Source organism: Dyella acidiphila (assembly GCF_014863405.1).
Classification (GTDB): Bacteria; Pseudomonadota; Gammaproteobacteria; order Xanthomonadales; family Rhodanobacteraceae; genus Dyella_B; species Dyella_B acidiphila.
Genome location: NZ_JACZZA010000002.1, coordinates 447,993 through 472,487, shown reverse-complemented (window position 1 = coordinate 472,487; position 24,495 = coordinate 447,993). Strand labels below are relative to the sequence as shown.

The window sequence follows — 24,495 nt, the reverse complement described above, 5'->3', positions numbered from 1 at the left end:
TTATCCGCGCAATGGACGGGGCTGGCTATGCCTTGTGAAGAAGATGTGGAGTGCGGGCTGCGTGAATCAAAAGATCACCAGCAGCCTGAGGTCTGCGAATTGCCCGAATTGCCCTGCACACCAAGGTCGGTGAGGGTGTACGTGCCACATGCGTCGCTGGCCTGCGGGCCAGTGGACACCGGTACTGCCTGGATAGAGAAACTGGTGCCGGAGGTCGATGCCGACGCCGGGAACTGCACCGTGTAGAAGTTCTGGCCGTTGCCGGGAATGCTCAGCGTGGTGGGGGCACCGCTATAGCCCAGGCTACCGAAGCTGGTCGTGTAGTTGTTGTTGGTGGAGTAATACTTTTCTTCGCGGCTGGCCACGTCGAGCAGCGCCGTTTTCGCCGCCGTGCGCCGCGAACGCTGCACCTGCTGCTGGTAGATCGGCATGGCGATGGCGGCGAGGATTGCGACGATCGCCACCACCACCATCAGCTCGATCAGGGTGAAACCCAGCGCGCCGCGTGCGTTGAGCCGCTGGCGCAGCGAGGACAATGACATCGCGTTCGACATGAATTTCCCCTGTTCCGGCAAGGCGCGTGGTGCAGTGTTGACGAGTGACATGGCAGTTCTGTCCGATCAGTGCAGCTGGAACCAGGTCAGGCGATTGCCGTAGGCCATGTTCTGCGGGTTGACCAGCGAGGATTGCGGCGTGGGCTGACCCTGCGTGATGTAGCTGGTCTTGCCATTGTAAGTGACAAAGCTGCCGCTGCCGGTACCGCCCAGGCCATAGCCGCTGATCGCCTGGCCGTTGACAGTGTCGAACTTGCCGGTCGCCGGATCCGGGAAGAACGACTGGGCGAACGCGCCGCCGGTGCCCGGATCGATCGCCAGGGTGAAGCCGGCGTTGTCGGTGTTGGTGCAGGTCAGCGGCGAGTTGTTGGCGGGAATGGTGGTGTTGACCACGAAGGCACCCACTTCTTCGATCGGGTTGTAGATCACCTGCTCGGTCTGGTTGGGCGCGCCCGATGCATTGACGCCCACGCCGTTGACACCGGTGTAGTTGGTCAGCGGCAGGTACCAGCCATACATGGTGCCGGCGACGGTTTTTCCGCTGCTGTTATTGCAGTTCAGGCCCACGAAGCACACGGTATTGGCGGTAAGGGTTTCGTAGGACTGGGTGGTGCCGTTGCTCAAGGTCGCGGTGTAAGCGGTGGTGGTCTGCTGTTGCAGCGTGGTGGTAGTGATGGGCGTGTTCTTGGCCGGCGCCGCGGTGCCGCTGAGGCCCGCATAGTTGGCGCTGGGGGTGCCCGCCACGCCCATGTTCCAGTCCCAGATGCCGTAGATCGTTTGCGGACCGGTGGCATACACGGCGGCCGACGCGAGGCTCTGCGCCTGCACCGCACCGGTGCCGAATTCGATCAGCACGCGCGCGGCGCCCTGGGTGGACGGCGATACGGAAAGCGCCAATACCTGGCTGGTGATGGGCTGGTAGGTGGTGGCATTGACCGTCGTGGTACCGACCTTGGTGGCGTAGGCGGTCGACGGCGTGCTGAACAGCGCGCCATTGGAGGTATTGGGATACTTCGTCACAGCCCAGCTGGTGGCTGTGGCGCTGGTCAGGTCGAAGCGCCAGACATTGCCGTAGTAGTCGCCTGCGTAAACGTAGTCGGTAATGTGGTCGCCATCCAGGTCGACCGGCGTGACGTAGGCAATGCCGTTGGCGCCCTGCGCATTCGTGGTGCTGCCCACGCCTGTGCTCAGGTAGTAGGTCGTGTCGACCTGGCCGCTGCTGTTGATGGTCATCACATAGATGCCGGCATCGCCCACCGAGTTGCTGAAGCCGTTGCCGAAGATCACGGCCCATTCGCCATTGTGCAGGCGGCGCACGACCGGCGTACCGTAGGTCTTGCCCAGGTGGCTCATGCAGGGATTGGCCGTGGTATCGCCGTAGCACACCAGCGGACTGTTGCTGGAGTTGGACCATTCGCCGACGATATTGCCCGAACCCATGGTGGTGGACGGGCTGGTGATGTCGATCGCAAAGATGGCGTTGCCACCGCCGCCCAGGCCGCTGACCAGCCAGGTATGCCAGGCTTTGCCGTAGAACAGATCGCCTGTGCCGGGCGTGGCATCCACGAAGTAGTTATGGCCGTAATTGGTGGAGGAGTAGTCCAGTGCGGCCGTGGTGGAGTGGATGTTCTGCAACACCGCCTGCGGCATGTAGGCCATCAATTCCTGGCCGGTGTTGTCACTGGTGACGTAGTTGCCGCTGCTGCTGAACTCGCCGGCCCAGAAGGCGTGCATGAAGCCATCGTTCGAACCTTCGTATACCACGTTATAGCGGGTGGCTCCGGCGGTCTTGAATGCCGAATAGGTCTGCACCCCGCTCTGGTTTTCGTTGAGCTTGGAGGTGATGGACGAGTTGGTCAGGTCCTGCCAGCTGTCAGGGTAATCCGTGGACGGGGGGCCGACCCATACCGGACTCGAGTTGACCACATCGCCCAGCACGCTGGTGCGTGCGCGGAACTCGCCGACGCCCTGGCTGTTGATTTCGTTGGTGCGATCGCCCGACAGGTACGACGCACGGTCGCTGCCCTTGGTATCGCCGGCGGTCAGCCACGCCTGTTCGGCGGTGGTAAGGCGGCCCCAGGTAAAGGGAATGCCGGCGGTGCCGCTCCAGGTGACCAGGTTGCGCGAGCTGGGGCCTTGGGCGGTGCCGCTGGTTGCACCCGTGGACGTACAGGCGCCGCCGGTCAGCACGCACGATGCATCCCAGTTGACGCTGCCGAAGGTCACGCTGTCGTCGGCATTGGCGACCAGTTGCACGGCTTCGATCTGACCCCACCAGTTGGTGGTGTGGTAGTAGGCCAGGTAAACCTGCGAGGCGGTGGTGATCTGCGAATTCTGCTGCACGTTGATACCGGCCGAGCTCGCCGTCTGCGTGGCCGGAATGGCCTGGAAGCAGGTGATTTCGTGCACGTTGTCGCTGCCGCCGGTCGAGCCGCCGAAACCGAACAGGAAGCTGCTGGGCATCGTTCCGTTCGATTGCTGGATGCTCTGGTTGGTGATCACCGGCTGATAGGTGCCGCCGTTCCAGCTATAGGCGAGGCTGAGCATGCCGTCTTGCGTCACCGTCAGCTTGTACGCCACCGCCGTGGCGCTGGCGCGCGCACTGGCGCCTTCATTGGCCAGCGGCGTAGTGGACGGAAGGTTGACGTAGCCGTTGGGGATCGCCGCGTAATCGGCGAAGGTTGCCGTGGAGGTGATCGGAGTCGTTGTCGTCTTGGAATTGACGGTGACGGGGTAGTACGTGGTGTTGACCTGGCCGTAAGGCAAATTGTCGGTGCCGGTGTAGCCATCGGTCGTACTGGAGGTTGAGCCGGCTAGCGTATAGCTGACTTTGCCCTTGCTGGTCGTCTGCTGATACAGGTAGCCCGAGTAGGTTTTGTTCTTGGAGCCGTTGTTATAGGTGTACGAATAGGTCGTTACGCTGTTGTAGCCGGACGTGTAGCTATAGCTGCCGCCGTTTTTGCACGTATTCAACACGTCGCTGGTGCTGGCGGTCGCATTCACAGCTTGCAGCGAAATCAGGTTGATATTGCCGTAGCCGCGCAAGCCGATGCGTCCGGGCTGGTATTCGGGGCCGCTGCCGCCGGCCAGCCCCGATACGGAGCCTGACGTCACACCCGTACCACTGGTGGCGTTGGCGGCATTCAAGGCACCGGAATAGGTATTGTCGCCGGCGTTGAGGAAGTTGCCGAACTCGTCCATACCCAGGCCGAGATAGGCGTCGGTCATGCCGTCGTAGGGGGTGTTGCCGTTCGAGCAGCTGTAGCCCAAGCTGCCGCCCCATGCGCCCAGCGTCCATTTGTTGGTGCTGCCGCTGTTGCTCGGGTTGGCCGACGCCGCAATCACATTGGCGGCATCGCCGCCGTTGAGCAAATAGAAACCGATACCGTCCGCACCGTGGCCGCCGGAGTTGTCGCCGCCATAAGTGTAGGTGGTGAAAGTCACCTGGATGCCGGCGCCCGAGGAGAACGGGGTGGTGGAAATGATCGCGCCGTTTTCATCGTCCGCCGCATTGGTAAGGCGCAGCGCGCCCGATCCGACCGGATCGGTATTGCCGGTGCCCAGGCCCTTTTGCGTCTGGCTGCCGTAATAGGCCAGGCCGGAGCACTTGGGCACCGAGCCGCTGCCGGTGCCCGCCGTAAGGCAGGCACCGTTGAAGGGCGCCCAGGTATTGGTGGCGGAGGCGCCGGTGAAGCTGTCCTGCACGACATTGGAGGTCTGCGCGTGCAACGCACCGCTGATGGCAAGGCCCAGCAGGGTGATGCTTGTGGTGACGAGCCGGATCGTTTTCATCAAGCATTCCCCAGATTGCAGACGGTGGGTGTGAGTTCGTAATTGCTCTGCACCACGGCCACTGCGCCGCCGGTGCCGCCATAGCCCAGTGCGGTGATCTGGTAGATCTTCGCCTGGCAGGTGGATTTGGGGTCGTAGCCGAGCCAGCTGACGAAGTATTGCGGCTGCTTGTAATACAGGCCTGCGCCGCCACTGGTGGCGAACTGGACGCTGCTGTCGTCCGTGGTGAGGTTGTAGGTCATGCCGTTAGTGATCTGCATGGGCGTGCCTTGGCTTGCGCTCACCAGCTGCATTTGCGAATTGCTTGCGTTGGTCGGGTCGTAGGGACAGATCGTGAAGACATCACCGTTCGGCGGACCGGAGCAGGTGGTGGCGACGCCCGTGTTCAGTCCGCTTTGCAGTACCTGATACTCGGCGTATTGCAGCGTGCTCATCGCCATCTGGAAGGCGCGGCCCTTTTCCTTGGTATTGGCCGACATGTTTTCCTGCACGGTGAAGTTGTGATACAGGCTGACAGCCATAAAGGTCATCACCACCAGCATCAGCAGCGCGGCGATCAGGACGAAGCCGTCTTCCTTGCGATGAGCTGTTTGGGGCAAAGTGTTCATAGGCATGTAGGCGTGATGGTGGCTGAGGGCGATCAGATCGTTACGGTTGTCTGCGGGACGGCGACAATGCGGGTAATGGCGGGAAGCTGCGCTTTCTGGCCTGCCTGGTTGCCAAGCGGATTGGCGAAGATCAGCTGGATCTTCATGGACCTGACATACATCCAATACGCATCGGAAGCGATCGTGGTGGCGCTCATGTACTGCGTGACCGAGCCTGTGCTGGTCGGGTCGACGCCGTAGGTGACGGTCATCTGGTAGATGCCGGAGGTACTGGTGCCGCCACCTGTGGTGATGTCGTTGATGATCGGTTGGGCAGGGGTGACAGTTATGGCCCCTGCGGAAGAAACGTCGGTCACCTTGCACATCAGCTGCGAAGTGGTTGGATCGACGTAGTACTGATTGGTAACCAGGGCCCGGTCGCTATGCGTTTGCCCGAGGCAATCCAGCGCATTGGCGGTCGACGCGGTGGTGTCGTAGGCGTTGGCGGCGCCGGCCATGAAACGGACGTAGAGCGTGTCACTGGGGGCCGTGGTGGAGCCGGAGGTGCCGCTGGTGCCGTAGATGTACTGTCCGCCGACGGTGTAGCTGCCGGCAGTGCTGGAAATGGTAAATACATTGGTCGGCGTAAGCAGCGGGCTCGGCGGACTGGTGCCGTAGTTTTCGGCCAGCGGATAGAAGCCGGCGCTTTGTACGATGGAGGCCATATTGCTGAGCGCCATGCGCTCGTTGTCCTGCAGCTGCGATAGCGAACCCTGCGCATTGAAGGTATTGCGCGTCTGCAGCCACAGGTCGAACAGGCCGGCGAGCAGGAAGATGCCGATGGTCAGTGCGATCAGCAGTGAGATCAGGCTGAGACCGTGTTGCTTGGCGCGTGTCGTCATCATTGTCATGGCGCTCAGAACTGGTTGACCAGGGTGTAGGTCACGGTGGTGCCCGTGGCAGTGCTTTGCGTGCCGCCATTGATCGCGGCAGACGCCTTCTGGGTCCAGTTCAACTGAATGGTGCATACCGGCGGCGTGGTGGTGTTACAGGCGACCACGGCATTTTTCGCATTGGGTACTTGCTGGAAATATTCCGTCGCCCAATGCTGCACGTCGTAGGCAGCCAGATCCGAAGCGGAGCAATTGCTGCCCGCACCGCAATCGGTGGTGGCGGTGAGCGCCGTGCTGCCGGTGATGGAGGTGCTGCTGGCGATGGTGACGGATGCCGTCGGTGCCGCGCCGCTATCCCAGAAGGCGGGATTGGCCAGCATGGCATCGGCCAGGCTGCGTGCCTCGATCGCTGCGATCGATTCGGTCTGTGAGGTATGCGTGCCGGACAAGGCGGTAGCCTGCATCGCGGCGATACCGATCACGCCGATGGAAATGATCACCAGTGCAACCAGCACTTCGATCAGGCTGTAGCCGCGGGTGCGGTTGAGGTGAATCATGGACATGTGCTGGTGCCCCCGGCTTGCGGCGAATACACACTGATGGTTCCGGACAGCCCGATCTGGATGCAGCGGATCATGCCGGCGTCGCCGGCCGCATCGTTGAGCACTAGCGAACCGGTGGGCGGCGTGGTCGCCGATCCACCAAGACTGGTCGCGCCGCCCATGCGATTGAAGGTCAGCGAAGAAACGGTCGTGCCCGTATCCGAAGAGGAGGAGAGCAGCGAATCGTTGTTCTGCAGCGGTCCATGCACGCGCACCAGCACATCGCCGTTGGCGACGGTGTATTGCTGGCTGTTGGTGGTGGTGGAGGTGTCGGTGAAGATGATCCAGCCGGTGTTCCACTGCGTGGTGGTGGCGCTTTGGCAGGTGGGCGCACTGGCGGTGGGGTTCGCCGACGGGCACATGGTGACGGTGGCGCCTTCGCGCACGGCGGTGGAGCGCGCCAGTTCCACGTCGGTCTGCAGGTCGTTGAGCTCGCCGGTCAACCGGTAGTTGGTGACCATGGTCTTGTACGAGGGGATGGCGTAAGCCATCACAATGGCCGCGATAACCAGCACCACCAGCATTTCGATCACCGTAAAGCCGGCTGTCGCCCTGCGATGCTTGCGCATCGTGTTCATGCTTCCCCCGTGCGGCAGCTGCTACCGAGTTGGTGTGTGTTGGCCGGCGCGACCGGCCCCCCTTGTTCCCCCTGCCAGTCCCGGACGGGTCTGTAGGCGCTTGGACATTATCTTGTAGGGGAATACCAAAGGCATTACCGCCCGTCGGCAGAACGCTGCCGTTTGTCGTCGGAATCTTGACGGCCATCAACGTTTGGCCAACCGGGGTGCCTGGTAGGTTGGGTTGTAACCCAACGAAACCTGCGGGAATGTTGGGTTACAACCCAACCTACGGGGTCAGACGTCCGACCACATCCGCAGCAGGTTGTGATAGCAGCCGGTGAGCTTCACCCGCGAGGCCTCGTCGCCCTGGGTGGCGGTAAGCCGCTGGATGGCGTTGTCCAGATCGAACAGCAGCGTGCGCTGGCCGTCGTCGCGCACCATGCTTTGCACCCAGAAGAAGCAGGCCATGCGCATACCGCGGGTGACCGGGTTGACGCGGTGCAGGCTGCTGGCGGGGTAGAGGATCAGATCGCCGGCGGCCAGCTTTACCGTTTGCGTGCCGTAGGTGTCTTCCACCAGCAGCTCGCCACCGTCATAGCTGTCGGGCGGTGCAAGAAACAACGTGGCGGAAAGGTCGGTGCGGATCTTCTGGCCGGTGCCGGGCAGCAAGCGGATCGAGCCGTCCACGTGGCTGCCGAAATGCATGCCGCCCTGGTAGCGGTTGAACATCGGCGGGTATACGCGGTTGGGCAGCGCTGCGCTGATGAATAGCGGGTGCCGCTCCAGTGCGGCCAGCACGGTCTGGCCCAGCTCGATCGCCATACCTGAGTTTTCGGCTAGCTGCTGATTCTGCTTGACGTGCACGCCCTGGTGGCCGGCGGTGACGCGCCCGTCTACCCATGGCGCGTGGTCGGCCTGCAATTGCTGGCGAAAGTGCGCCAGCTGGTCGCTGTTGAGCAGGGCAGGAATGTGCACCAGCATGCGGCGGGCCTTCGTCGGGAATACAGGTAGGTTGGGTTAGCGCAGCGTAACCCAACGATGTCGCCACGAAGCGAATTCGTTGGCTTACCCCGGATCACGTCCGGGGTAAGCCAACCTACGCGGCTTTCGTGCTTAGAACTTATAGGTAAAGGTCACCATTTCCGTGCGCCCGATGCCCGGCACCGAGCGGCCGCCGTCGGACTGGATCAGCGCATCGAAATAGCGCTTGTTGGTGATGTTCTGGATGTTCAGGCGGATGTCGTAGCTGGGCTGGTGGAAGGCCACCGTGCCGTCCCAGCGGGTGTAGCCGCCGACGCTGACCAGGTCGGTATTGGCCGCATAGCGCTGCGACATGTAGGTGGGGCCGCCGCCGGCTTCCCAGTGTTCGGCGAAGGTCCAGGTGGTCCAGGTGGTGAAGGTATTGCGCGGAGTGTTGGCGGGCACATTGCCCTGGGTGCCGTCCACCGCCTTCACGATCCTGCCGTCCATGTAGCTGTAGCCGGTGAAGATCTGCCAGTGCTTGGTGAGATGGCCGACCACGCCGAGCTCGGCGCCGCGCACGCGGATATTGCCGTCCAGGGTGTATTCGCCGGAGGAGGTTTCGCTGCGCGCGTTGGTCTGTTCCAGGTTGTACAGCGCGGCGTTGATGGCGATCACGTCGTCCATCAGGTTCCACTTGCCGCCGATTTCGTAGGAACGGTTTTTCTCCGGCGCCAGATCCTGCGTGCCGTTGGTCAGCGTCAGCTGTTCCAGCGAGGGATCGAACGAGGTGCCGTAGGAGACGTAGTACGACTGCTTTTCATCCGGCTGGTAGATCAGGCCGCCGCGCACACTGGTGAAATACACGGTCTGCTGCGCATAGGACGGCAGCGAGACGGTGTTGCTGATATGCGCATCGAATTCGTCGCGGCGCACGCCGGCCACCAGCATCCACTGGTCGTTCAACTTGATGGTGTCGTTGGCGTACACGGCTGCGGTCTTGCCGACCGACTGCGCATAGTTGCCCTTGGTGGTGGTGACGTTGGCCGGGGTGATTTCTTCCACCGGATCCAGCAGCGACAGCAGGGGCAGGCCGTTCCGCGTGTAGCTCTGGTTGTTATAGGTTTCGCGCGCCAGTTCCACGCCGGTCACCAGGGTGTGCTGCAGGCTGCCGGTGTCGAAAGTGGTGGTGAGGTCGGTCTGGCTGTCCAGGATGGCGTCGTGGATTACGCGATCGTGGCTGGCCAGCTGCACGTACAGATCCTGCAGCGGCAGGCTGGTGGGATTGCCCAGCGTCTTGTTGAGCGTCACGCCGGTATTGGTCACCACGCTGTTGGCAGCGGTTTCGCGCGCGTCGGTGTCGTACTGGCTGTACATCAGCTGCTCGCGCAGCTTCACGTCGTCGTTGAACGCATGCTCCAGGCGCGCGCTGAATTCGTTGACGGTCTGGTTGGTGCGGTCGTCTTCCAGGCCGTACCAGTTGCGGAAGTTCACATCGGCGGGGCGGCCGTTGATCGGCGGCAGGCCGTAGTCGGGCATGTCGTGGTTGCGCTGGATCAGCGCCGACAAGGTGATCTGGGTGGGTGTGCCGATGCCGAAGCGGATCGACGGTGCGATGCCGAAATCCTGGTTCTTCTGCACATCGCGGGTGCTGTGCATGTCCTGGCCGTAGACGTTCAGGCGTGCGGCGGAGGTGGCCGACAGCTGTTCGTTGAAATCGGCGGTCGTGCGGTAGCGGTCGTCGCTGCCCACCGTGGCGGTGACCTGGCCGAAGTTCTGCAGCTGCGGTTCCTTGGTGACCTGGTTGATCACGCCGCCGGTGGAGCCGCGGCCGAACAGCATGGAGGAGGGGCCTTTCAGCACTTCGATCGCATCCAGGTCGAACACGTCGCGGTAGTACTGTCCCGGATCGCGGAAGCCGTCGATATAGATATCGGTGCGTGCTGTGAAGCCGCGCAGGTTGATGTTGTTGCCGATCTGGCCGCCTTCGGCGCCGCCGATGGTGATGCCCGGCACGTTGCGCAGCGCGTCCGACAGCGAAGTGGCGCCTTGCGCATCGAGCAGATCGCGGTTCACCACCACCACCGTCTGCGGAATATCACGCAGCGAGGTCGGCATCTTGGCGCCGACAGTGGACATATCCGAGTCGTAGTCGTTGCCGACGATGCTGCCGGTGACATGCACCGAGTCGAGCTGCTTGGCTTTGGCGGTGGTCTGGGTGGTGTCGTCGCTGGAGGCCGGGGCGGTTTGCGCGTGGGCCGCGGCAGGAAGGGTCAGGGCGACCAGCAGGGCGGCGTGCAGGGGCGAAGCGCGGAAATTGGCGGGCATAGTGACCAGTCGGAAGTGGAGGGGTGTATCTGGACGCGTTGGTTGGCTCGCTTGAGCGCGTTGTCGGGGCCTTTGGCTCCGACAGGCGCGGTCAATCCCGCTGGCTACCCCTGAATCGCGTCCAGTAAATGCGAATCGTTACTATTATCGCATTGAGTTACGAAGTTGTGAAGCGGGGCGCCGGACATTGGGGGAACGGGGGCGATGCTGGGCGAGATATCTCTCAAGCCTCGAACGGCCCCCTCCCCTATGAAGTAGGGGAGGGCTGGGGTGGGGTGCTCTTCAAACTTGCGGCAAGCTCGGACAACCCCCCCGACCCTCCCCTGCTATGCAGGGGAGGGAGGTGCTGCCCTTTCGCGAGCGGCAAACAAAAAGCCCCGCATTCGCATGCGGGGCTTTTCGGTTTTCTACGACTGCGATCGGCTTACCAGATCTTCACCTGCTTATCGCCATCGCGAACCATCGAATCGCCGGCCTTGCACTGGAACGCCTGTGCGAAGGCGGCCATGTTCGACGGCGCGCCGATCGCACGCAGCGAAGCGGGTGCGTGCGGGTCGACGTTGAGGTACAGCTCGGCCTGCTTCTCGCGGATGTTCTGGCGCCACACGCGTGCCCAGTTCAGGAAGAAGCGCTGGTCCTGGGTGTAGCCGTCGATCTTGGCCTGCGCTTCGGTCGGGTTCTTCTTCAGCGCTTCCTGCAGCGCGTCGTAGGCCACGTTCAGGCCGCCCAGGTCGGCGATGTTCTCGCCCAGGGTCAGCTGGCCGTTGACGTGCAGGTCCGGCTTGTCCTTCAGCGGCGCATAGCCATTGAACTGGTCGACCAGCTTGCCGGTGCGATCCTTGAACTGCGACTTGTCCTTGGACGTCCACCAATCCGATTCGTTGCCGTCGCCGTCGTACTGCGCGCCCTGGTCGTCGAAGCCGTGGCTGGATTCGTGACCGATCACCGCGCCGATGCCGCCGTAGTTGATCGCGTCGTCGCCGTCGGCATAGAAGAACGGCGGCTGCAGGATCGCGGCCGGGAAGTTGATCGTGTTGGTGCTCGGGTCGTAGTAGGCGTTGACCGTCTGCGGGGTCATGCCCCATTCGGTGCGGTCGGTCGGCTTGCCGATGTGGCCGATGTCGTACTGGTAGTTGAACTTGGCGGCGGCCATCACGTCGCCGTAGAAGTCGCCCTGCTTGACGTCCAGGCCGTCCCAGCTACGCCAGTGGTCCGGATAGCCGATCTTGGGCAGGAACTTGTTCCACTTGTCGATCGCCTTCTGCTTGGTGTCGTCGCTCATCCAGTCCAGGTGCTCGATGCGGTTCTTCAGCGCTTCGCGCACGTTGGTGACCAGGTCCTGCGCATGCTGCTTGGCTTCGGGGGTGAATTCCTTGGCCACGTACAGCTGGCCCAACGCCTCGCCCATCGACTGGTTCACCGTGCCCAGCACGCGCTTCCACAGCGCCTTCTGTTCCGGCTGGCCGGACAGGGTCTTGCCGTAGAAGTCGAAGCGGTTGTCCTGGAAGGCGGTGCTGAGGTCCGAGGAGGCGTCATCGATCGCGTGGAAGCGCAGATAGGCCTGCCACTGCGCCACCGGCGCGGTGGCCAGCAGCTTGTCGAACTCGGCGAAGAACTTCGGCTGCGACAGCGAGAAGCCCTTGTCGATGGTCAGGCCCTGGGCCTTGAAGAAATCCTGCCAGTTGAAGTGCGGGGTGACCTTGTCGGCCTGGGCCACGCTGACGAAGTTGTATTCGTTCTTCAGATCACGCAGTTCGGTCGGCGTCAGCGAGGCCTTGGCCAGCTGCGTTTCGAAGGCCAGCACTTCGTCGGCCTGCTTCTTCGCGTCGGCGTCGGACACGCCCGTAAGCGTCAGCGACTTGGCGATATACGCCTTGTACGCATCGCGCAGATCGGCGTGCTTGGGATCGGTGTAGTAGTCGGCGGTGGGCAGGCCCAGGCCGCTCTGGTTGGCGAACGCGATCTGCAGCTTGGCATCCTTGAAGTCGGCGCCGGAGCCGAACTGGAACACCTGCTGATCGCCCTCGGCGAAACGGTCGTCGATGAACTTGCTGATATCGGCCGGCGTCTTCAGCCCGTCGATCTGCGCCAGCTTGGGCTTGATCGGATCGAAGCCGAGCTTGTTGCGGGCGTCTTCGTCCATGCCGGCCTGGTACAGGTAGCCGATCTTCTGCTCGATCGAACCGGCCTTGGCCTGGGCAGCATTCTTGGCCGCTTCGTCGGCGATGTCGTGCTGGGTCGCCAGGCTCTTTTCGGCGAGCGCGTTGAAGGCGCCCCAGCTGGTGCGGTCGTTCGGGATCGGGTTGGCCGCGATCCACTTGGCGTTGACGAAGCCGTTGAAGTCCTGGCAGGCATTGATGCTGCTATCCAGCTCGCTGGCGTCGAACACGCTGGCCGGCTTGGCGGCGCTGGCGGTGGTCGCAGCGGCGGCCGGTGCCGTGGCGGCAGGCGCCGGGGCGGGTGCCGCGGCCTGCTCCTGCTTGCCGCAGGCGGCCAGGGCAAAGGTGACGCTGGCGGCGAGCAGCAGCGGCTTCAAATGCTTGTAGGTCATGGATATCCCTCGTATATGAGTCGACGGAACGCGCGCAGGCGGCTTCCGGTGTGGCTGGCCATCCCCGTGATCCGGCCATGACCCTCCACGCTAGGTCAAAGGTCATGGGCACCCATAGTGTCAAAGGTCAGGGGTAGTAGTGGGCGGCCCGGCTGCGTCTGGGGCGCGCCGGGCCGGTTGGCGTTGCCCATGACCGGGGCAGGGCAAGGCTGCGTCCCGTGCGCTGACACAAAAAACGGAACCCTCGTCGTCTGGCTGTTACCGGCCTGTCATGCGCCCTGCGTATGGTCTTCGGCTATCCACGCTTAGGGGAGCGTGCCCATCGACCGTCACCGGAGACTGCCATGCGCACCCGTCTTGCCGTCTGTCTTGCCGCAAGTTTGCTTACCCTGTCCGTTGCGTCGTCTGCGCAGGGGCCCGATTCCGCCGATTTCCATCGCGGCGGGGATCATGTGCGCACGGCCACCCCGATCAAGCACCTGGTGGTGATCTTCCAGGAGAACGTGTCCTTCGATCATTACTTCGGCACCTATCCCTATGCGCAGAACCTGCCGGGCGAGTCGAAGTTCTATCCGGCGCCGTTTACCCCGCGCGTGAACGGCTATACGCCGTCGCTGCTGTCGCACAACCCGAACGCCAGCAACAGCGGCAACGGCACCGGCGCGATCAATCCGTTCCGCCTGTCGCCGCAGCAGGCCGCGACCGCCGACCAGGATCACGATTACCAGCCCGAACAGCAGGCCTTCGATAACGACGCGATGGACCTGTTCCCCGAATTCACCGGCGCCGGCGAAACGCTGCCGGGCGCCACCGCGGCCGAAGAAAGCAATGGCCAGGTGATGGGCTATTACGACGGCAACACCGTCACCGCGATGTGGAACTACGCGCAGCACTTCGCGATGAGCGACAACAGCTACGGTTCCACCTTCGGCGCCTCCACCCAGGGTGCGATCAACCTGGTCTCCGGCCAGACCAACGGCACCACCGATACGATCGCCGCCGCAGCCGACGAAGTGGCCGACGGCCAGGGCGGCTACACGCTGACCTCCGACGCCGATCCGACCGATGACGCGTGCTCCACCACCAGCGGCGCACGCGTGCGCATGAGCGGCAAGAACATCGGCGATCTGCTCAATGCCAAGGGCATCACCTGGGGCTTCTTCGAAGGCGGCTTCGACCTCGGCACGGTGAACGCGAACAACACCACCGGCTGCCAGCGCAGCACGCTGTCCACGGTGACGCAGACGCTGAAGGCCGACTACATTCCGCATCACCAGCCGTTCCAGTACTACGCCAGCACGGCCAACCCGAACCACACGCGTCCGACCTCGGTGGCAATGATCGGCCACCAGGGCGATGCGGCCAACCATCAGTACGACGTCAACGATTTCTACGCTGCGGTGCAGGCGCACAACCTGCCGGCGGTGAGCTTCCTCAAGGCGCCGGGCTACCAGGACGGCCATGCCGGCTATTCCGATCCGTTGGATGAGCAGGCCTTCGTCACCCACGTGATCAACTTCCTGCAGCAGCAGCCGGAGTGGAAGGACACCGCGGTCATCATCGCGTATGACGACTCCGACGGCTGGTACGACCATCAGGCGGCGCCGCACGTCAACGGTTCGCAGAGCAGCCAGGATGCGCTGAGCGGTTCGGGCCAGTGCAGTGCGCACGGCACGCTGCCGGGCACCAACAGCAACGGCAAGCCGGTGCAGGGCCGCTGCGGTTATGGTCCGCGCCTGCCGATGCTGGTGGTCTCGCCGTGGGCCCGCCAGAACTATGTGGACCACACTCTGGTCGACCAAGCCTCGATCACCCGCTTTATCGAAGACAACTGGCTGCGCGGCCAGCGCATCGGCGGCGGCTCCTTCGACGCCACGTCCGGCTCGATCAGCGGCATGTTCGACTTCTACCTGCCGTTCCCGGTCAACCGCCCGCTGTATCTCAACGAGCAGACTGGCGAACCGCTGGCGCGCAACTGGTAAGGTTGCCGCAGCAACGCATGCTGTGATGCAAACTCGCGCATCGCCCCATTCCGGTGGGGCGATGCTTTTTTGCTTATTGCCGGCGCATGCCGGCCAGTTGTCTGGAGGCGCTTGCGCGTGTCTGCTTCCCGTCGCGATTTCCTGAAGTGGTCGATGTTGGGTCTGGGTGCCGGCGCATGGCCCATGCGCATGCTGGCGCATGACATGCAATCGATGCCAAAGCCGAGAATGGGCGGTGGCACGCTGTGCAAGCACATGGTCACCGACCAGGCCAAAGTGCCGTTGCTGCTCGATCCGACCACGCTAAAAGCCTTCGTCGATCCGCTGCCGCTGCCGCCGGTGCTGCATGCCGATCCGGGCAAGCTGCTGCAGATCGATATGCAGGAAACCAGTCAGCGCCTGCATCGCGACCTGCCGCCCACGCGGCTATGGACCTACGGCAACAGCATGCCGGGGCCGACTATCGAAGCGCTGAGCGGCAAGCCGGCGCGGATCGAATGGCGCAATCGGCTGCCCGGCAAGCATTTCCTGCCGATCGATCACCGTATCCACGGCGCCGAACAAGACAAGCCCGAAGTGCGCGCCATCGTGCACGTGCATGGTGCCTGCGTGCAGACGGAGAGCGACGGTTATCCGGATGACTGGTACGTACCGGGCCAGTCGCGCGTGCACACGTATCCGAACAAACAGGAGGCGGCCACGCTCTGGTATCACGACCATGCGATGGGCATTAATCGGCTGAACATCTATGCCGGCATGTTCGGCAACCTGATCCTGCGCGACGAACACGAGCAGTCGCTCGGCCTGCCCAGTGGCGAACAGGAAATCCCGCTGACCTTGAGCGATCGCCTGCTGACCAAGGATGCGCAGCTGTATTACCCGGTATCCGGCAATAGCGATGCGCCGTGGGTATCGGAGGTTTTCGGCGATGCCATGCTGGTGAATGGCGCCTTGCTGCCGTACCTGGAAGTGCAGCCGCGCCGTTATCGTTTCCGCGTGCTCAATGCAGCCAATGCACGCTTCTTCCATTTGAAGCTGGCCGGTGGCCGACCGTTCCAGCAGATCGGCAGCGACCAAGGCCTGCTGGCAGCGCCGCTAGTGCAAAAAAGTGTGCTGCTGGCGCCGGCGGAGCGGGTCGATCTGGTGATCGATTTTTCCGGCATGGGCGGACAGCAGCTGGAGTTGATCAACGACGCGCTGCCGATCATGCAGTTTCGCGTCGGCCGCGGCAGCGTACGCGATACCAGCGTGGTGCCGGCGGTGCTGCGCGACGTGCCGCGCATGCCTGAATCTGCCGCCACCCATCAGCGCCTGATGACGCTGGACGAATACGACGATTGCGTGGCCGAGCCGATGCTGATGCTGCTCAACGGCAAGCGCTGGCATGAGCCGGTGACGGAAAAGCCGGTGCTGGGCAGTACCGAAATCTGGAGCCTGCTCAATCTCACCGACGATACGCACCCGATCCACCTGCATATGGTGCGCTTCCAGATTCTCGATCGCCGTCCATTCGACCAGGGCCAGTGGCTGGCCTCGAAAACCATCCGCTATATCGGCCCGGCACAGCCGCCGGAAGCCGGCGAAGCGGGCTGGAAGGATGTGGTGCAGGCGTATCCGGGGATGATTACGCGCATCATCACGCGCTTCGATGGTTACGTCGGCCGCTATGTATGGCATTGCCATCTGCTGGAGCACGAGGCTAACGAGATGATGCGCCCGTTCGAAGTCGTCGCAGCATAAGCCGGGTAGGTTGGGTTAGCGCAGCGTAACCCAACAAATCTCCATCGAAGCCGTGGGACATCGTTGGGTTACGCTGCGCTAACCCAACCTAGCCGGCTTACGCGCTGTCTCTATTTTGTGGCGAGTATCGCCATCTGTTTTGCATCCAGTCGCAGTACCGGATAGCGGCCCGCATTCTGCACGCGATACCACGGCGAGCGCTCGAAGAAGAATTCCAGCCGCGCCCGGCTGCTTGCCGCAAACGCCGGATCGTCATGCAGCTTCTGCTCGAACTCGGCTTTCAATGCGGGATCCTTGGCCAGCATGTCGCGCGCCAGCTTTTCCAGCACGCGCGGCTCGCCGTATTCCTTGAGCTCGAAGATCGCGTCGAGATAACCCCAATGCAGCAGCGAATCGGGCGCCTGCGGTTCCAGCAGTTCGATCGCCACGTTCGCCGCGCGCTGGTCCATTGGCACGATCACCGAGCCCGGCGGCAGCTCCACTTCGGTCGGCACGCTGTGCAGGTCGAAGCTGCGCAGCATCAGATGTCCTTCGAACGGCTGGCTGGCCCATTGCGGATGATCGAGCTGATAGGCCTGGGCCTGGATCTGCTTCATCTTGTGACCGATGCGGCGATAAGCGATGCCGTGCGCATCGAGCTTCTGGATGATGGCGGTCCATTCGGCTGGTATCACATAGGCCACTGGCGGCGTGATCGATACATCGGGCAGCAGCCCGTTCCAGTTGTCGATGCGGTAGGTCTGCGGCTTGCTGGGGTCGTACTGGATCCAGGTGTCGTTGGAGATGTCACTGTGGGTTTGCGTGAACGCATAACCCTTCAGCTCGAACGGCGTGGGTGTGGGATCGCCCTTGAAAGTGAGCGGTACCTGCGCATCCGGGTTGTCGGCGCGAGCGATGGTGTCGGCATCGGCCTTGGCGGTGGCGGCGAGCAGGGCGGCAGGATGGCGGTCGATGTCGTCCAGCAGCACGGCGAGCAGATCGTAGATGGCGTGCACGCGCACCGCATAGGTTTTCAGCATATGCGTTTCCAGCAACAGCGCGGGGCGGTTCTGCAGTGCCGCGTAGCCGGTGGAGAAGCGCGGGCCGGAGCCGAAATTCTCGATGCCCTTGCGCGGATCGCGGCCGTCCTTGAACTCCAGGTAGATCGAGGCGAGATGGCCGCGCTTTTCATAAGCGGGCATGGCTTCGTCGACGATGGTTTTGCGCTGCCACTGGTCGATGGCCGGATCGAGCTTGTGCGGATCTTCGGTGTACCAGGTCAGGTCGTACTGGTAGTCGGCGCCGTCGGTGGTGTGCACATCGACCAGGAAGTCGGGCAGCCAGGTCTGCCACAGCTTCAGCCACGCCAGCATTTCGGGCGCATCGGCCTTGATGTAGTCGCGGTTGAGGTTGAGGTATTGCGCCTGGCCGCGGAAACCCATGCTGTCCGGGCCGTTCTGGTTGATGCGGTTGTAGGGCGAGCTGTTTTCGTGCCCGTCCACGCTGAACACCGGGATGTACACCAGCACCACATGGTCGAGCAGGTGCGCGTATTTGCCGGTGATGGCGATATCGCGCAACAGCATCAGGCCCGCGTCCTTGCCTTCGATTTCGCCGGGGTGGATGCCGGCCTGCACCAGCACCACCGGCCTGTGCGCCGCGCGTGCCGCTGCCGGCGTAAACGTACCGTCGCTGCTGGCGATCACCACCGTCATCGGCCGGCCTTGCGGCGAGATGCCGAAGCTTTCCAGCTTGATCTTGCCCGGCGCCGCCTGCTGCAGCCGCTGCAGATACGCCAGCGTCTGTGCGTAGCTGGGTGTGGTGCGGAACTGCGCCGTTTCGGCCGGCGTGATCCAGGTACTGTCCTGCGGGGTGGCAGCATGGGCGGCGATGGCGAATGCCCCCAGCAGGAAAGACAGCAACACGCGGCGATGACTCATTCACGATCCCCTGAAGATGCGGCCGGCAAGGCGGTGGCCGAGGCGGGCAAGGTATCAGGGGCGGCGGCACCGCCGGAAATGATAAAAGCCATGGCCTGGTCCATGGTCCAGTCGGTGGGCGTGAGTTCTTCCACCGGCACCATCTCCAGATAACCGCCAGTGGGATTGGGCGTGGTCGGGATATACACCGCCGCGATCTCGCGGCCGCTGCCTTGCTCGGTCATCACGCGGGTGACGAAGCCCACCGCCTTCATGCCCTTGCGCGGAAAATCCACCAGCACCACGCGCTGCGTTCCGCTGGGCTTGTTCTGCAGCACGGCGGTGAGCTTCTTGGTGCCGCCGTAAATGGTCTGCACCAGCGGAATGCGTTGCAGCAAGGTATCGAAGGCGTGCAGCAGACGCTGGCCGACTACGCGGTTGGCCAGAAAGCCGATCAGGTACAGCGCCAGCAAAGTCAGCAATAGCGCCAGCACGAACGTGGCCCAGCTGTGATTGAGCTGATCGGCGGTGCGTGGCGCCACGAAGCCGAGAGTGCCGAGCAATGCGGTGACCAGCGGCGCACCCAGTTCGGCCAGCACGCCGAGAATGAATTTGAAGACCAGCCAGGTCACCCACAAGGGCATGAAAGTAAGCAGGCCGGTGATGATGTAGCGTTTGAAGCGTAGCCGCTGCATGGCAAGATTTTTCGGGGGATGGGGAAGGGCTCATTGTAGGGAAAGCCCTTCACCACCGCTTGACACGGCGCTGCACGGATCGATGCTTCGGTGCCTATGCCTATGCCTATGCCTATGCCTATGCCTACGCAGATGCGGCCGTATTCGGCCGTTCGCGCGGCTTCAATCGCACATAGATCTGCTTGCGCACCACCGCGACCAGCTCGCCGGCTGCCGTTCTGATTTCCACCTCGAACCAGCGCAGCACTTTTTCGCCGACAGCAGCTGCGGCGCGCAATTCATCCAGTACCTGCGGCGTGAGCTGGAAGTGGGCGTATACATCGGCCCGCCCCGGTGCCACGAAATCGATCGCGCCGGCCTTGTCCCATACGTAGTGGTCTTTGCCCAGGTGTTGCAGGATCAGCAGCATCCAGAACGGATCGGTCATGGCGAACAGGTTGCCGCCGAACTGGGCCCGCACGTAATTGCGATTCCAGGGCCGCAACCGCAATACCACGCGCGCCTCGGTGTACGCCTCGTCCAGGCTCAGCACGCGGATGCTATTGCACAAGAACGGCGGCCACAGGTTGAGCAGGCGGCGAAACAGGGAAGCGCGCATACGAAAAGTGCTCCGGGGCGGAGCACTCAGTTTGCCATACTTATGCGTATGGTTTGCGGATCAGAACAGCAGCGAAGCCATCCGGCGGCGGTAACGACCGACCAGTTCGGCGTCGTCCAGCGTATTGAATGCGGCCAGCAGGCGCTTCTTGGCGTGGCCATCGTTCCAGTCGCGCGCTTTTTCCAGCATCAGCAGCCAATGCTCCAGGCCGGCCTCCGGCTCGTTGCCGAGCAGCAGGCGCACGCCGAGCAGGTCGTGCGCTTCCCAGTCCTGCGGATTGGCCTGCACGCGCTGTTGCAGCACATCCAGCGCAGGTTTGCCTTCCAGTGCGCGCACCAGGTCGAGCTGGCTGCGCAGGCGCACTGCGCGCGTGTCGGTGGCGAGATTGGCGGGCAGGGCGTTGAGCTCGGCTTCGGCGGCCGACGCATGCCCGGCCTGCGCCAGCGCAATGGCCAGGTCCAGCTTGAGCTCGGGCTGCTCCGGCTGGGTCGCAATTTCCTGCTGCAGGCGGTTGATGGTCTGTTCCGGCGATTCCGGCGCCGCCGCCTCGGGCGCGGCATCGTTGGCGCTGCCTTCCAGCGCCTGCACGTGGCGCGCCAGGAATTCGCGCAACTGGCCTTCCGGCAGCGCGCCGGCAAAGCCATCGACGATTTGGCCGTCCTTCACCAGCATCACGGTAGGAATGCTGCGGATGCCGAACATGCCCGCCAGCTCCTGGTTCTTGTCGACGTCGACCTTGCCCAGGCGGAAGCCGCCGTTGAATTCATTGGCCAGCTTTTCCAGCAGCGGGCCCAGGGATTTGCACGGACCGCACCAGGTTGCCCAGAAATCGACCAGCACCGGGGTGCTCAGCGAGGCCTGTAATACATCTGCCTCGAAATTTTCCTGGTCTACGTCGAAGATGTGCTGGGTGGTGACGGCGGCGTTCACGATAGGCTCCTGGAATTCATCCGGGTTAGATGCGGGGCGGCGCGGAGCATATCAAGTGCGCAAGAAAGCTGTGGATTTGCGAGAATCGGCCGCATGAATTCACCCATCACCGACCGCGGACAGATCGATCCGGCGCTGAGCTCGCCGCTGCTGATCTGCGAGCACTGCGACACGGTCTATCGCCGCCGCCCGCTGGCCTGCGGCGACGTGGCCCGTTGCGCGCGCTGCGGTGCGGTGCTGGAGCGGCATCAGCGGATCAGTCTCAATATGATGCTGGCGCTGGTCGCCACGGTGATGGTGGTGTTCGTGCAGGCCAACCTGTGGCCGATCATCACCTTGAGCTTGAACGGCGAGCAGATCCATACCCGGCTGTGGGGCATCATCGTGATGATGTGGAATGCGCATTCGCAGGTGGTGGCGGTGCTGGCCGCGGGCACGCTGTTCTTTTTCCCGCTGTGCAAGATGCTGGCGCTGGGCTGGCTGCTGATCTACGCCAGGCTGGGGCGTCGCGCGCCCGGTTTCCGGCAGACCATGGTGGTGTTGCATTACATCGGGCCGTGGACGATGAGCGAAGTGTTCGTGCTGGGCGTGCTGGTGTCGATCGTGAAGGCGCATCTGTATTTCGACGTAACGCCCGATGCGGGCGTATTCGCCTATGCGGCGCTGGCGATCCTGATCACCGTCTTCGCCGGCATCGACGTGCGCCAGCTGTGGGACAAGATCCCGGATACAGAGGGCGCCGCGTGAGCGCCCTGCCGCGCGCGCACGAACTGGGCCTGATCGGCTGCCATATTTGCGGGCTGGTTTGCCGCGATACGCAGGTGGCCGATGCGGCCTGCCCGCGTTGCGGCAGCGCGTTGCACCGGCGCAAGCCCAACAGCTGCGCGCGTACCTGGGCGCTGCTGATCGCCGCCTTCATTCTGTATCTGCCGGCCAACCTGCTGCCGATCATGCGCACGGTGAGCCTGGGTGACGTGGACGACAACACCATCCTCAGCGGCGTGATCGAGCTGTGGGTGAAAGGCTCGCCGGACCTGGCGGTGATCGTGTTCACCGCCAGCATCGTGGTGCCGATGATGAAGTTCCTGGTGCTCGGCACCTTGCTGCTCAGCGTGCATCGCGGCACCAACTGGGCGCGTGCGCAACGGGCCAGGCTGTATCGCCTGGTGGAATTCATCGGCTACTGGTCGATGCTGGACGTGTTCGTGGTATCGCTGCTGACCGCGCTGGTGCAGTTCGGTTTTTTCAGCGAAGTGGAGCCTTTGCCCGGCGTGGTGTATTTCGGCCTGACCGTCGTGCTCACCATGCTGGCTTCGATGAGTTTTGATCCGCGCCTTATTTGGGATTGCCAGGACGAAGATGACTGACAACAAACAACCCGGTGTTGGGAGCAACGACGCGCTGCCGGAACCGGTGGTGCGCCATCGTCGCGTCAGTGCTTCGCTGATCTGGCTGGTGCCGATCGTGGCGGCGCTGGTGGGGCTGTCGCTGGTGATCAATGCGTGGATGCAGCAGGGGCCCACCATCACCATCAGCTTCGAGAGCGCCAACGGCCTGGATCCGGGCAAGACGGTGGTGAAGTACAAGGATGTAGTGATCGGCAAGGTCGCCACCATCCACCTCAGCCCCGATCGCCACAAGGTGATCGTGAAGGTGGATCTGGAAAAGAGCGCGGCCGGCATCGCGGTGGCCGATACGCGCTTCTGGGTGGTGCGCCCGCGTATCGGGCTGGGTGGCGTGTCGGGTATCGACACCTTGCTGTCGGGTTCGTTTATCGGTGTGGACGTGGGCTCCTCGCAACAGCAGCAGACCGATTTCACCGGCCTGGAAACGCCGCCTTCGGTAACCCACGATGCGCGGGGCAAGAGTTTCATCCTGCATGCCGGCGACCTCGGCTCGCTGGATATCGGTTCGCCGGTGTATTTCCGCCGCATCCAGGTCGGGCGCGTGGCGTCCTACAAGCTCAACGACGACGGCAAGGGCGTGACGATGCAGATCTTCGTCGAGAACCCCTACGCCCGTTTCGTTACCACCGATTCGCGTTTCTGGAATGCCAGCGGCGTGGATGTGTCGCTGGGCGCCGATGGTCTGAAGCTCAACACGCAGTCGCTGGCCACGGTGCTGGCCGGCGGCGTGGCCTTCCTGGATGCGCCGGGCCCGCATAGCGGCAGCCAAGTGGCGAACGAGGATTCCGCCTTCACCCTGTTCGATACGCAGACCAATGCGATGGCGCCGCCGGATGGCGAGCCGCATTACATCCGCATGCGCTTCGACCAGCCGCTGCGCGGCCTGGCGGTGAACGCGCCGGTGGAATTCCTCGGCATCAATATCGGCAACGTGGTGTCGATCCGCATGGACTACGACGAAAAGACCGGGAACTTCCCGATCTACGTCGGCGCCGTGGTGTATCCGGAACGCCTCGGCAAGGCGCACGACAAACTGGTGGCGCTGGCCAAATCGCGCGGCGACAACGACGATCTTTCGCACATGATGGGCACCCTGGTGGAGCATGGACTGCGCGCGCAGGCGAAGATCGGCAACTTGCTTACCGGGCAGTTGTTCATTTCGATGGACTTCATCAAGAACGCGCCCAAGGCTGCCTATGACGCGAATGCACGGCCGCTGGAAATTCCCACCGCGCCGGGCAATTTCGACAAGCTGCAGGAACAGCTGGCCGACATTGTCGACAAGATTCAGAAAATTCCGTTCGACAGCATCGGCAACAACCTCAACCAGACCCTGGCCAATCTCAACAAGACCCTGGTGCAGGTGAACGGGCAGGTGCTGCCGGAATTCCAGAACACGCTCAAGGGTGCCAACCAGACCTTCGGCACGGCCAACAATGCCCTGTCGGCGGATTCGCCCTTGCAGCAAAACCTCGCCGGCACGCTGGAAGAATTGCAGCGCATGGCGCGTTCGCTGCGTGCGCTGACCGATTACCTCGGCGCCCATCCGAGTTCGCTGATCCGCGGACGCGGTGCCGATGCGCCGCCGCCGAACGCCAACCCGCCCGCCGCCACGCCGCAACCAGGGAGCAAGCCATGATTCGTATGCGACATGTGATGGCGCCCCTGGCGGCCCTGGCGCTGGCGGCCTGCGCCTCGGCGCCGATGCATTACTACACGCTGATTCCGGCGCCGGACAGCAGCCCGGCCGCCGCCGCGCCGCCGGCCAGCTTCCAGTTCGAGCTGTTGCCGGTGGGCATTCCGGCGCAGGTCGATGTGCCGCAGCTGGTGGTGCGCCAGGGCGGCCAGTCGGTGGCCCTGCTGGATGGCCAGCGCTGGGTCGCACCGCTGGCGGACGAAGTGCGTGGGGCGCTGTCGGTCGATCTGTCGCAGCGGCTCAATGCGCAGGACATCGGCAGCGGCCTGCCGGTCGACGGCAAGCCGGTGCTGCGTATCAAGCTCGACGTGCGCCGTTTTGAATCCGCGCCGGGTCAGTACGCACTGATCGATGCCACCTGGTCGGTGCGCCCGACCAAGGGCGACGCGGTGCTTACCTGCAGCAGCCACATCAGCGAGAACCCTGGGCAGGGCTACGACAGCCTGGTCGCCGCGCACCAGCAGGCCCTGGCTGCGCTGGCCGGGCAGATCGCCAGCGTGGCGCCGGCACTGGCTGCAGGCAGCACGCCAGCCTGTCCGGCGCCCTGACTTCCTCTCCCCTGCGGGGAGAGGGCTGGGGTGAGGGGCAGCCTCGCGGTGGGCTGCAATGGTGCGTTGATCAAAAATCTGAGCGGCGCTTCGGCCAAGCATTTGTGCAAGTCGTGGCCCCTCACCTCAATCCTCTCCCCGAAGGGGAGAGGAGGCGAACGCAAAGAGCCATGCT

At 63.3% G+C, this 24,495-nt stretch carries 19 protein-coding genes; 6 read left to right on the top strand and 13 right to left on the bottom strand.

Annotated features, from left to right (window positions below; translation table 11 throughout):
- Positions 1 to 74 precede the first annotated feature (74 nt).
- The 9 genes from IGX34_RS22325 to IGX34_RS06685 all read right to left on the bottom strand — a co-directional run bounded on the left by IGX34_RS22325 (position 75) and on the right by IGX34_RS06685 (position 12,827).
- On the bottom strand, positions 75 to 554 hold the full coding sequence (locus tag IGX34_RS22325; RefSeq protein WP_274380816.1) for a type IV pilin protein: 480 nt from the start codon (positions 552 to 554) through the stop codon (positions 75 to 77).
- Between the two features lie 66 nt (positions 555 to 620).
- Positions 621 to 4,346, bottom strand: coding sequence for a PilC/PilY family type IV pilus protein (locus IGX34_RS06720; RefSeq protein ID WP_192554912.1), 3,726 nt, complete (start codon positions 4,344 to 4,346; stop codon positions 621 to 623).
- On the bottom strand, positions 4,346 to 4,954 hold the full coding sequence (locus IGX34_RS06715; protein ID WP_192554911.1) for a pilus assembly PilX family protein: 609 nt from the start codon (positions 4,952 to 4,954) through the stop codon (positions 4,346 to 4,348). The genes IGX34_RS06720 and IGX34_RS06715 overlap by 1 nt, the downstream gene beginning before the upstream one ends.
- Positions 4,955 to 4,986: 32 nt before the next feature.
- Complete coding sequence (locus tag IGX34_RS06710; RefSeq protein WP_192554910.1) at positions 4,987 to 5,838, bottom strand: PilW family protein; 852 nt, start codon at positions 5,836 to 5,838, stop codon at positions 4,987 to 4,989.
- Positions 5,839 to 5,849: 11 nt separating this feature from the next.
- On the bottom strand, positions 5,850 to 6,389 hold the full coding sequence (pilV, locus tag IGX34_RS06705) for a type IV pilus modification protein PilV (RefSeq protein ID WP_192554909.1): 540 nt from the start codon (positions 6,387 to 6,389) through the stop codon (positions 5,850 to 5,852).
- Positions 6,380 to 7,006: a GspH/FimT family pseudopilin gene (locus IGX34_RS06700; protein ID WP_192554908.1), complete on the bottom strand. Its 627-nt coding sequence runs from the start codon at positions 7,004 to 7,006 to the stop codon at positions 6,380 to 6,382. Before IGX34_RS06700 ends, pilV begins: the two co-directional genes overlap by 10 nt.
- A gap of 276 nt (positions 7,007 to 7,282) precedes the next feature.
- On the bottom strand, positions 7,283 to 7,969 hold the full coding sequence (locus IGX34_RS06695; protein WP_192554907.1) for a Fe2+-dependent dioxygenase: 687 nt from the start codon (positions 7,967 to 7,969) through the stop codon (positions 7,283 to 7,285).
- Positions 7,970 to 8,101: 132 nt separating this feature from the next.
- Positions 8,102 to 10,276 carry a TonB-dependent receptor gene (locus IGX34_RS06690; RefSeq protein WP_192554906.1) on the bottom strand — a complete coding sequence of 725 codons (2,175 nt, stop codon included), beginning with the start codon at positions 10,274 to 10,276 and terminating at the stop codon, positions 8,102 to 8,104.
- A 424-nt stretch (positions 10,277 to 10,700) separates the two neighbouring features.
- A complete protein-coding gene (locus IGX34_RS06685) occupies positions 10,701 to 12,827 on the bottom strand; it encodes a M13 family metallopeptidase (protein ID WP_192554905.1) in 2,127 nt (708 codons plus the stop codon).
- A gap of 344 nt (positions 12,828 to 13,171) precedes the next feature.
- Here IGX34_RS06685 and IGX34_RS06680 point away from each other — a divergent pair, with 344 nt between their 5' ends.
- Complete coding sequence (locus tag IGX34_RS06680; protein WP_192554904.1) at positions 13,172 to 14,809, top strand: phospholipase C; 1,638 nt, start codon at positions 13,172 to 13,174, stop codon at positions 14,807 to 14,809.
- Between the two features lie 117 nt (positions 14,810 to 14,926).
- The gene (locus IGX34_RS06675) at positions 14,927 to 16,549 is read left to right on the top strand and encodes a multicopper oxidase family protein (protein WP_338015422.1); all 1,623 of its coding nucleotides are present in this window, start codon (positions 14,927 to 14,929) and stop codon (positions 16,547 to 16,549) included.
- Positions 16,550 to 16,659: 110 nt separating this feature from the next.
- Here the strand turns inward: IGX34_RS06675 and IGX34_RS06670 are convergent, their stop codons facing one another.
- The 4 genes from IGX34_RS06670 to trxA all read right to left on the bottom strand — a co-directional run bounded on the left by IGX34_RS06670 (position 16,660) and on the right by trxA (position 20,670).
- A complete protein-coding gene (locus IGX34_RS06670; RefSeq protein ID WP_192554903.1) occupies positions 16,660 to 18,468 on the bottom strand; it encodes a M14 family metallopeptidase in 1,809 nt (602 codons plus the stop codon).
- Positions 18,465 to 19,142 (bottom strand): DUF502 domain-containing protein, encoded by a 678-nt coding sequence (locus tag IGX34_RS06665; RefSeq protein WP_192554902.1) that lies wholly within the window; start codon positions 19,140 to 19,142, stop codon positions 18,465 to 18,467. The genes IGX34_RS06670 and IGX34_RS06665 overlap by 4 nt, the downstream gene beginning before the upstream one ends.
- Before the next feature lie 124 nt (positions 19,143 to 19,266).
- Complete coding sequence (locus tag IGX34_RS06660; RefSeq protein ID WP_192554901.1) at positions 19,267 to 19,740, bottom strand: DUF4442 domain-containing protein; 474 nt, start codon at positions 19,738 to 19,740, stop codon at positions 19,267 to 19,269.
- 60 nt (positions 19,741 to 19,800) lie between these two features.
- A complete protein-coding gene (gene trxA / locus IGX34_RS06655; RefSeq protein ID WP_192554900.1) occupies positions 19,801 to 20,670 on the bottom strand; it encodes a thioredoxin in 870 nt (289 codons plus the stop codon).
- Positions 20,671 to 20,763: 93 nt separating this feature from the next.
- Here trxA and IGX34_RS06650 point away from each other — a divergent pair, with 93 nt between their 5' ends.
- From IGX34_RS06650 to IGX34_RS06635, 4 genes are read left to right on the top strand one after another with little or no spacing between them, the layout of a single operon-like run.
- Positions 20,764 to 21,417, top strand: a complete 654-nt coding sequence (locus IGX34_RS06650; protein ID WP_192554899.1) for a paraquat-inducible protein A — start codon at positions 20,764 to 20,766, stop codon at positions 21,415 to 21,417.
- Positions 21,414 to 22,037 (top strand): paraquat-inducible protein A, encoded by a 624-nt coding sequence (locus IGX34_RS06645; protein WP_192554898.1) that lies wholly within the window; start codon positions 21,414 to 21,416, stop codon positions 22,035 to 22,037. Before IGX34_RS06650 ends, IGX34_RS06645 begins: the two co-directional genes overlap by 4 nt.
- Positions 22,030 to 23,715: a PqiB family protein gene (locus tag IGX34_RS06640; protein ID WP_192554897.1), complete on the top strand. Its 1,686-nt coding sequence runs from the start codon at positions 22,030 to 22,032 to the stop codon at positions 23,713 to 23,715. Before IGX34_RS06645 ends, IGX34_RS06640 begins: the two co-directional genes overlap by 8 nt.
- On the top strand, positions 23,712 to 24,320 hold the full coding sequence (locus IGX34_RS06635) for a PqiC family protein (RefSeq protein WP_192554896.1): 609 nt from the start codon (positions 23,712 to 23,714) through the stop codon (positions 24,318 to 24,320). Before IGX34_RS06640 ends, IGX34_RS06635 begins: the two co-directional genes overlap by 4 nt.
- The last annotated feature ends 175 nt before the right edge of the window (positions 24,321 to 24,495 follow it).

What these genes read in the sequence shown, in the direction of transcription:
- IGX34_RS22325 (WP_274380816.1), bottom strand. Translation starts at nt 554, where the DNA reads ATGTCGAACGCGATGTCATTGTCCTCGCTGCGCCAGCGGCTCAACGCA.
- IGX34_RS06720 (WP_192554912.1), bottom strand. Translation starts at nt 4,346, where the DNA reads ATGAAAACGATCCGGCTCGTCACCACAAGCATCACCCTGCTGGGCCTT.
- IGX34_RS06715 (WP_192554911.1), bottom strand. Translation starts at nt 4,954, where the DNA reads ATGAACACTTTGCCCCAAACAGCTCATCGCAAGGAAGACGGCTTCGTC.
- IGX34_RS06710 (WP_192554910.1), bottom strand. Translation starts at nt 5,838, where the DNA reads ATGATGACGACACGCGCCAAGCAACACGGTCTCAGCCTGATCTCACTG.
- pilV (WP_192554909.1), bottom strand. Translation starts at nt 6,389, where the DNA reads ATGTCCATGATTCACCTCAACCGCACCCGCGGCTACAGCCTGATCGAA.
- IGX34_RS06700 (WP_192554908.1), bottom strand. Translation starts at nt 7,006, where the DNA reads ATGAACACGATGCGCAAGCATCGCAGGGCGACAGCCGGCTTTACGGTG.
- IGX34_RS06695 (WP_192554907.1), bottom strand. Translation starts at nt 7,969, where the DNA reads ATGCTGGTGCACATTCCTGCCCTGCTCAACAGCGACCAGCTGGCGCAC.
- IGX34_RS06690 (WP_192554906.1), bottom strand. Translation starts at nt 10,276, where the DNA reads ATGCCCGCCAATTTCCGCGCTTCGCCCCTGCACGCCGCCCTGCTGGTC.
- IGX34_RS06685 (WP_192554905.1), bottom strand. Translation starts at nt 12,827, where the DNA reads ATGACCTACAAGCATTTGAAGCCGCTGCTGCTCGCCGCCAGCGTCACC.
- IGX34_RS06680 (WP_192554904.1), top strand. Translation starts at nt 13,172, where the DNA reads ATGCGCACCCGTCTTGCCGTCTGTCTTGCCGCAAGTTTGCTTACCCTG.
- IGX34_RS06670 (WP_192554903.1), bottom strand. Translation starts at nt 18,468, where the DNA reads ATGAGTCATCGCCGCGTGTTGCTGTCTTTCCTGCTGGGGGCATTCGCC.
- IGX34_RS06665 (WP_192554902.1), bottom strand. Translation starts at nt 19,142, where the DNA reads ATGCAGCGGCTACGCTTCAAACGCTACATCATCACCGGCCTGCTTACT.
- IGX34_RS06660 (WP_192554901.1), bottom strand. Translation starts at nt 19,740, where the DNA reads ATGCGCGCTTCCCTGTTTCGCCGCCTGCTCAACCTGTGGCCGCCGTTC.
- IGX34_RS06650 (WP_192554899.1), top strand. Translation starts at nt 20,764, where the DNA reads ATGAATTCACCCATCACCGACCGCGGACAGATCGATCCGGCGCTGAGC.
- IGX34_RS06640 (WP_192554897.1), top strand. Translation starts at nt 22,030, where the DNA reads ATGACTGACAACAAACAACCCGGTGTTGGGAGCAACGACGCGCTGCCG.
- IGX34_RS06635 (WP_192554896.1), top strand. Translation starts at nt 23,712, where the DNA reads ATGATTCGTATGCGACATGTGATGGCGCCCCTGGCGGCCCTGGCGCTG.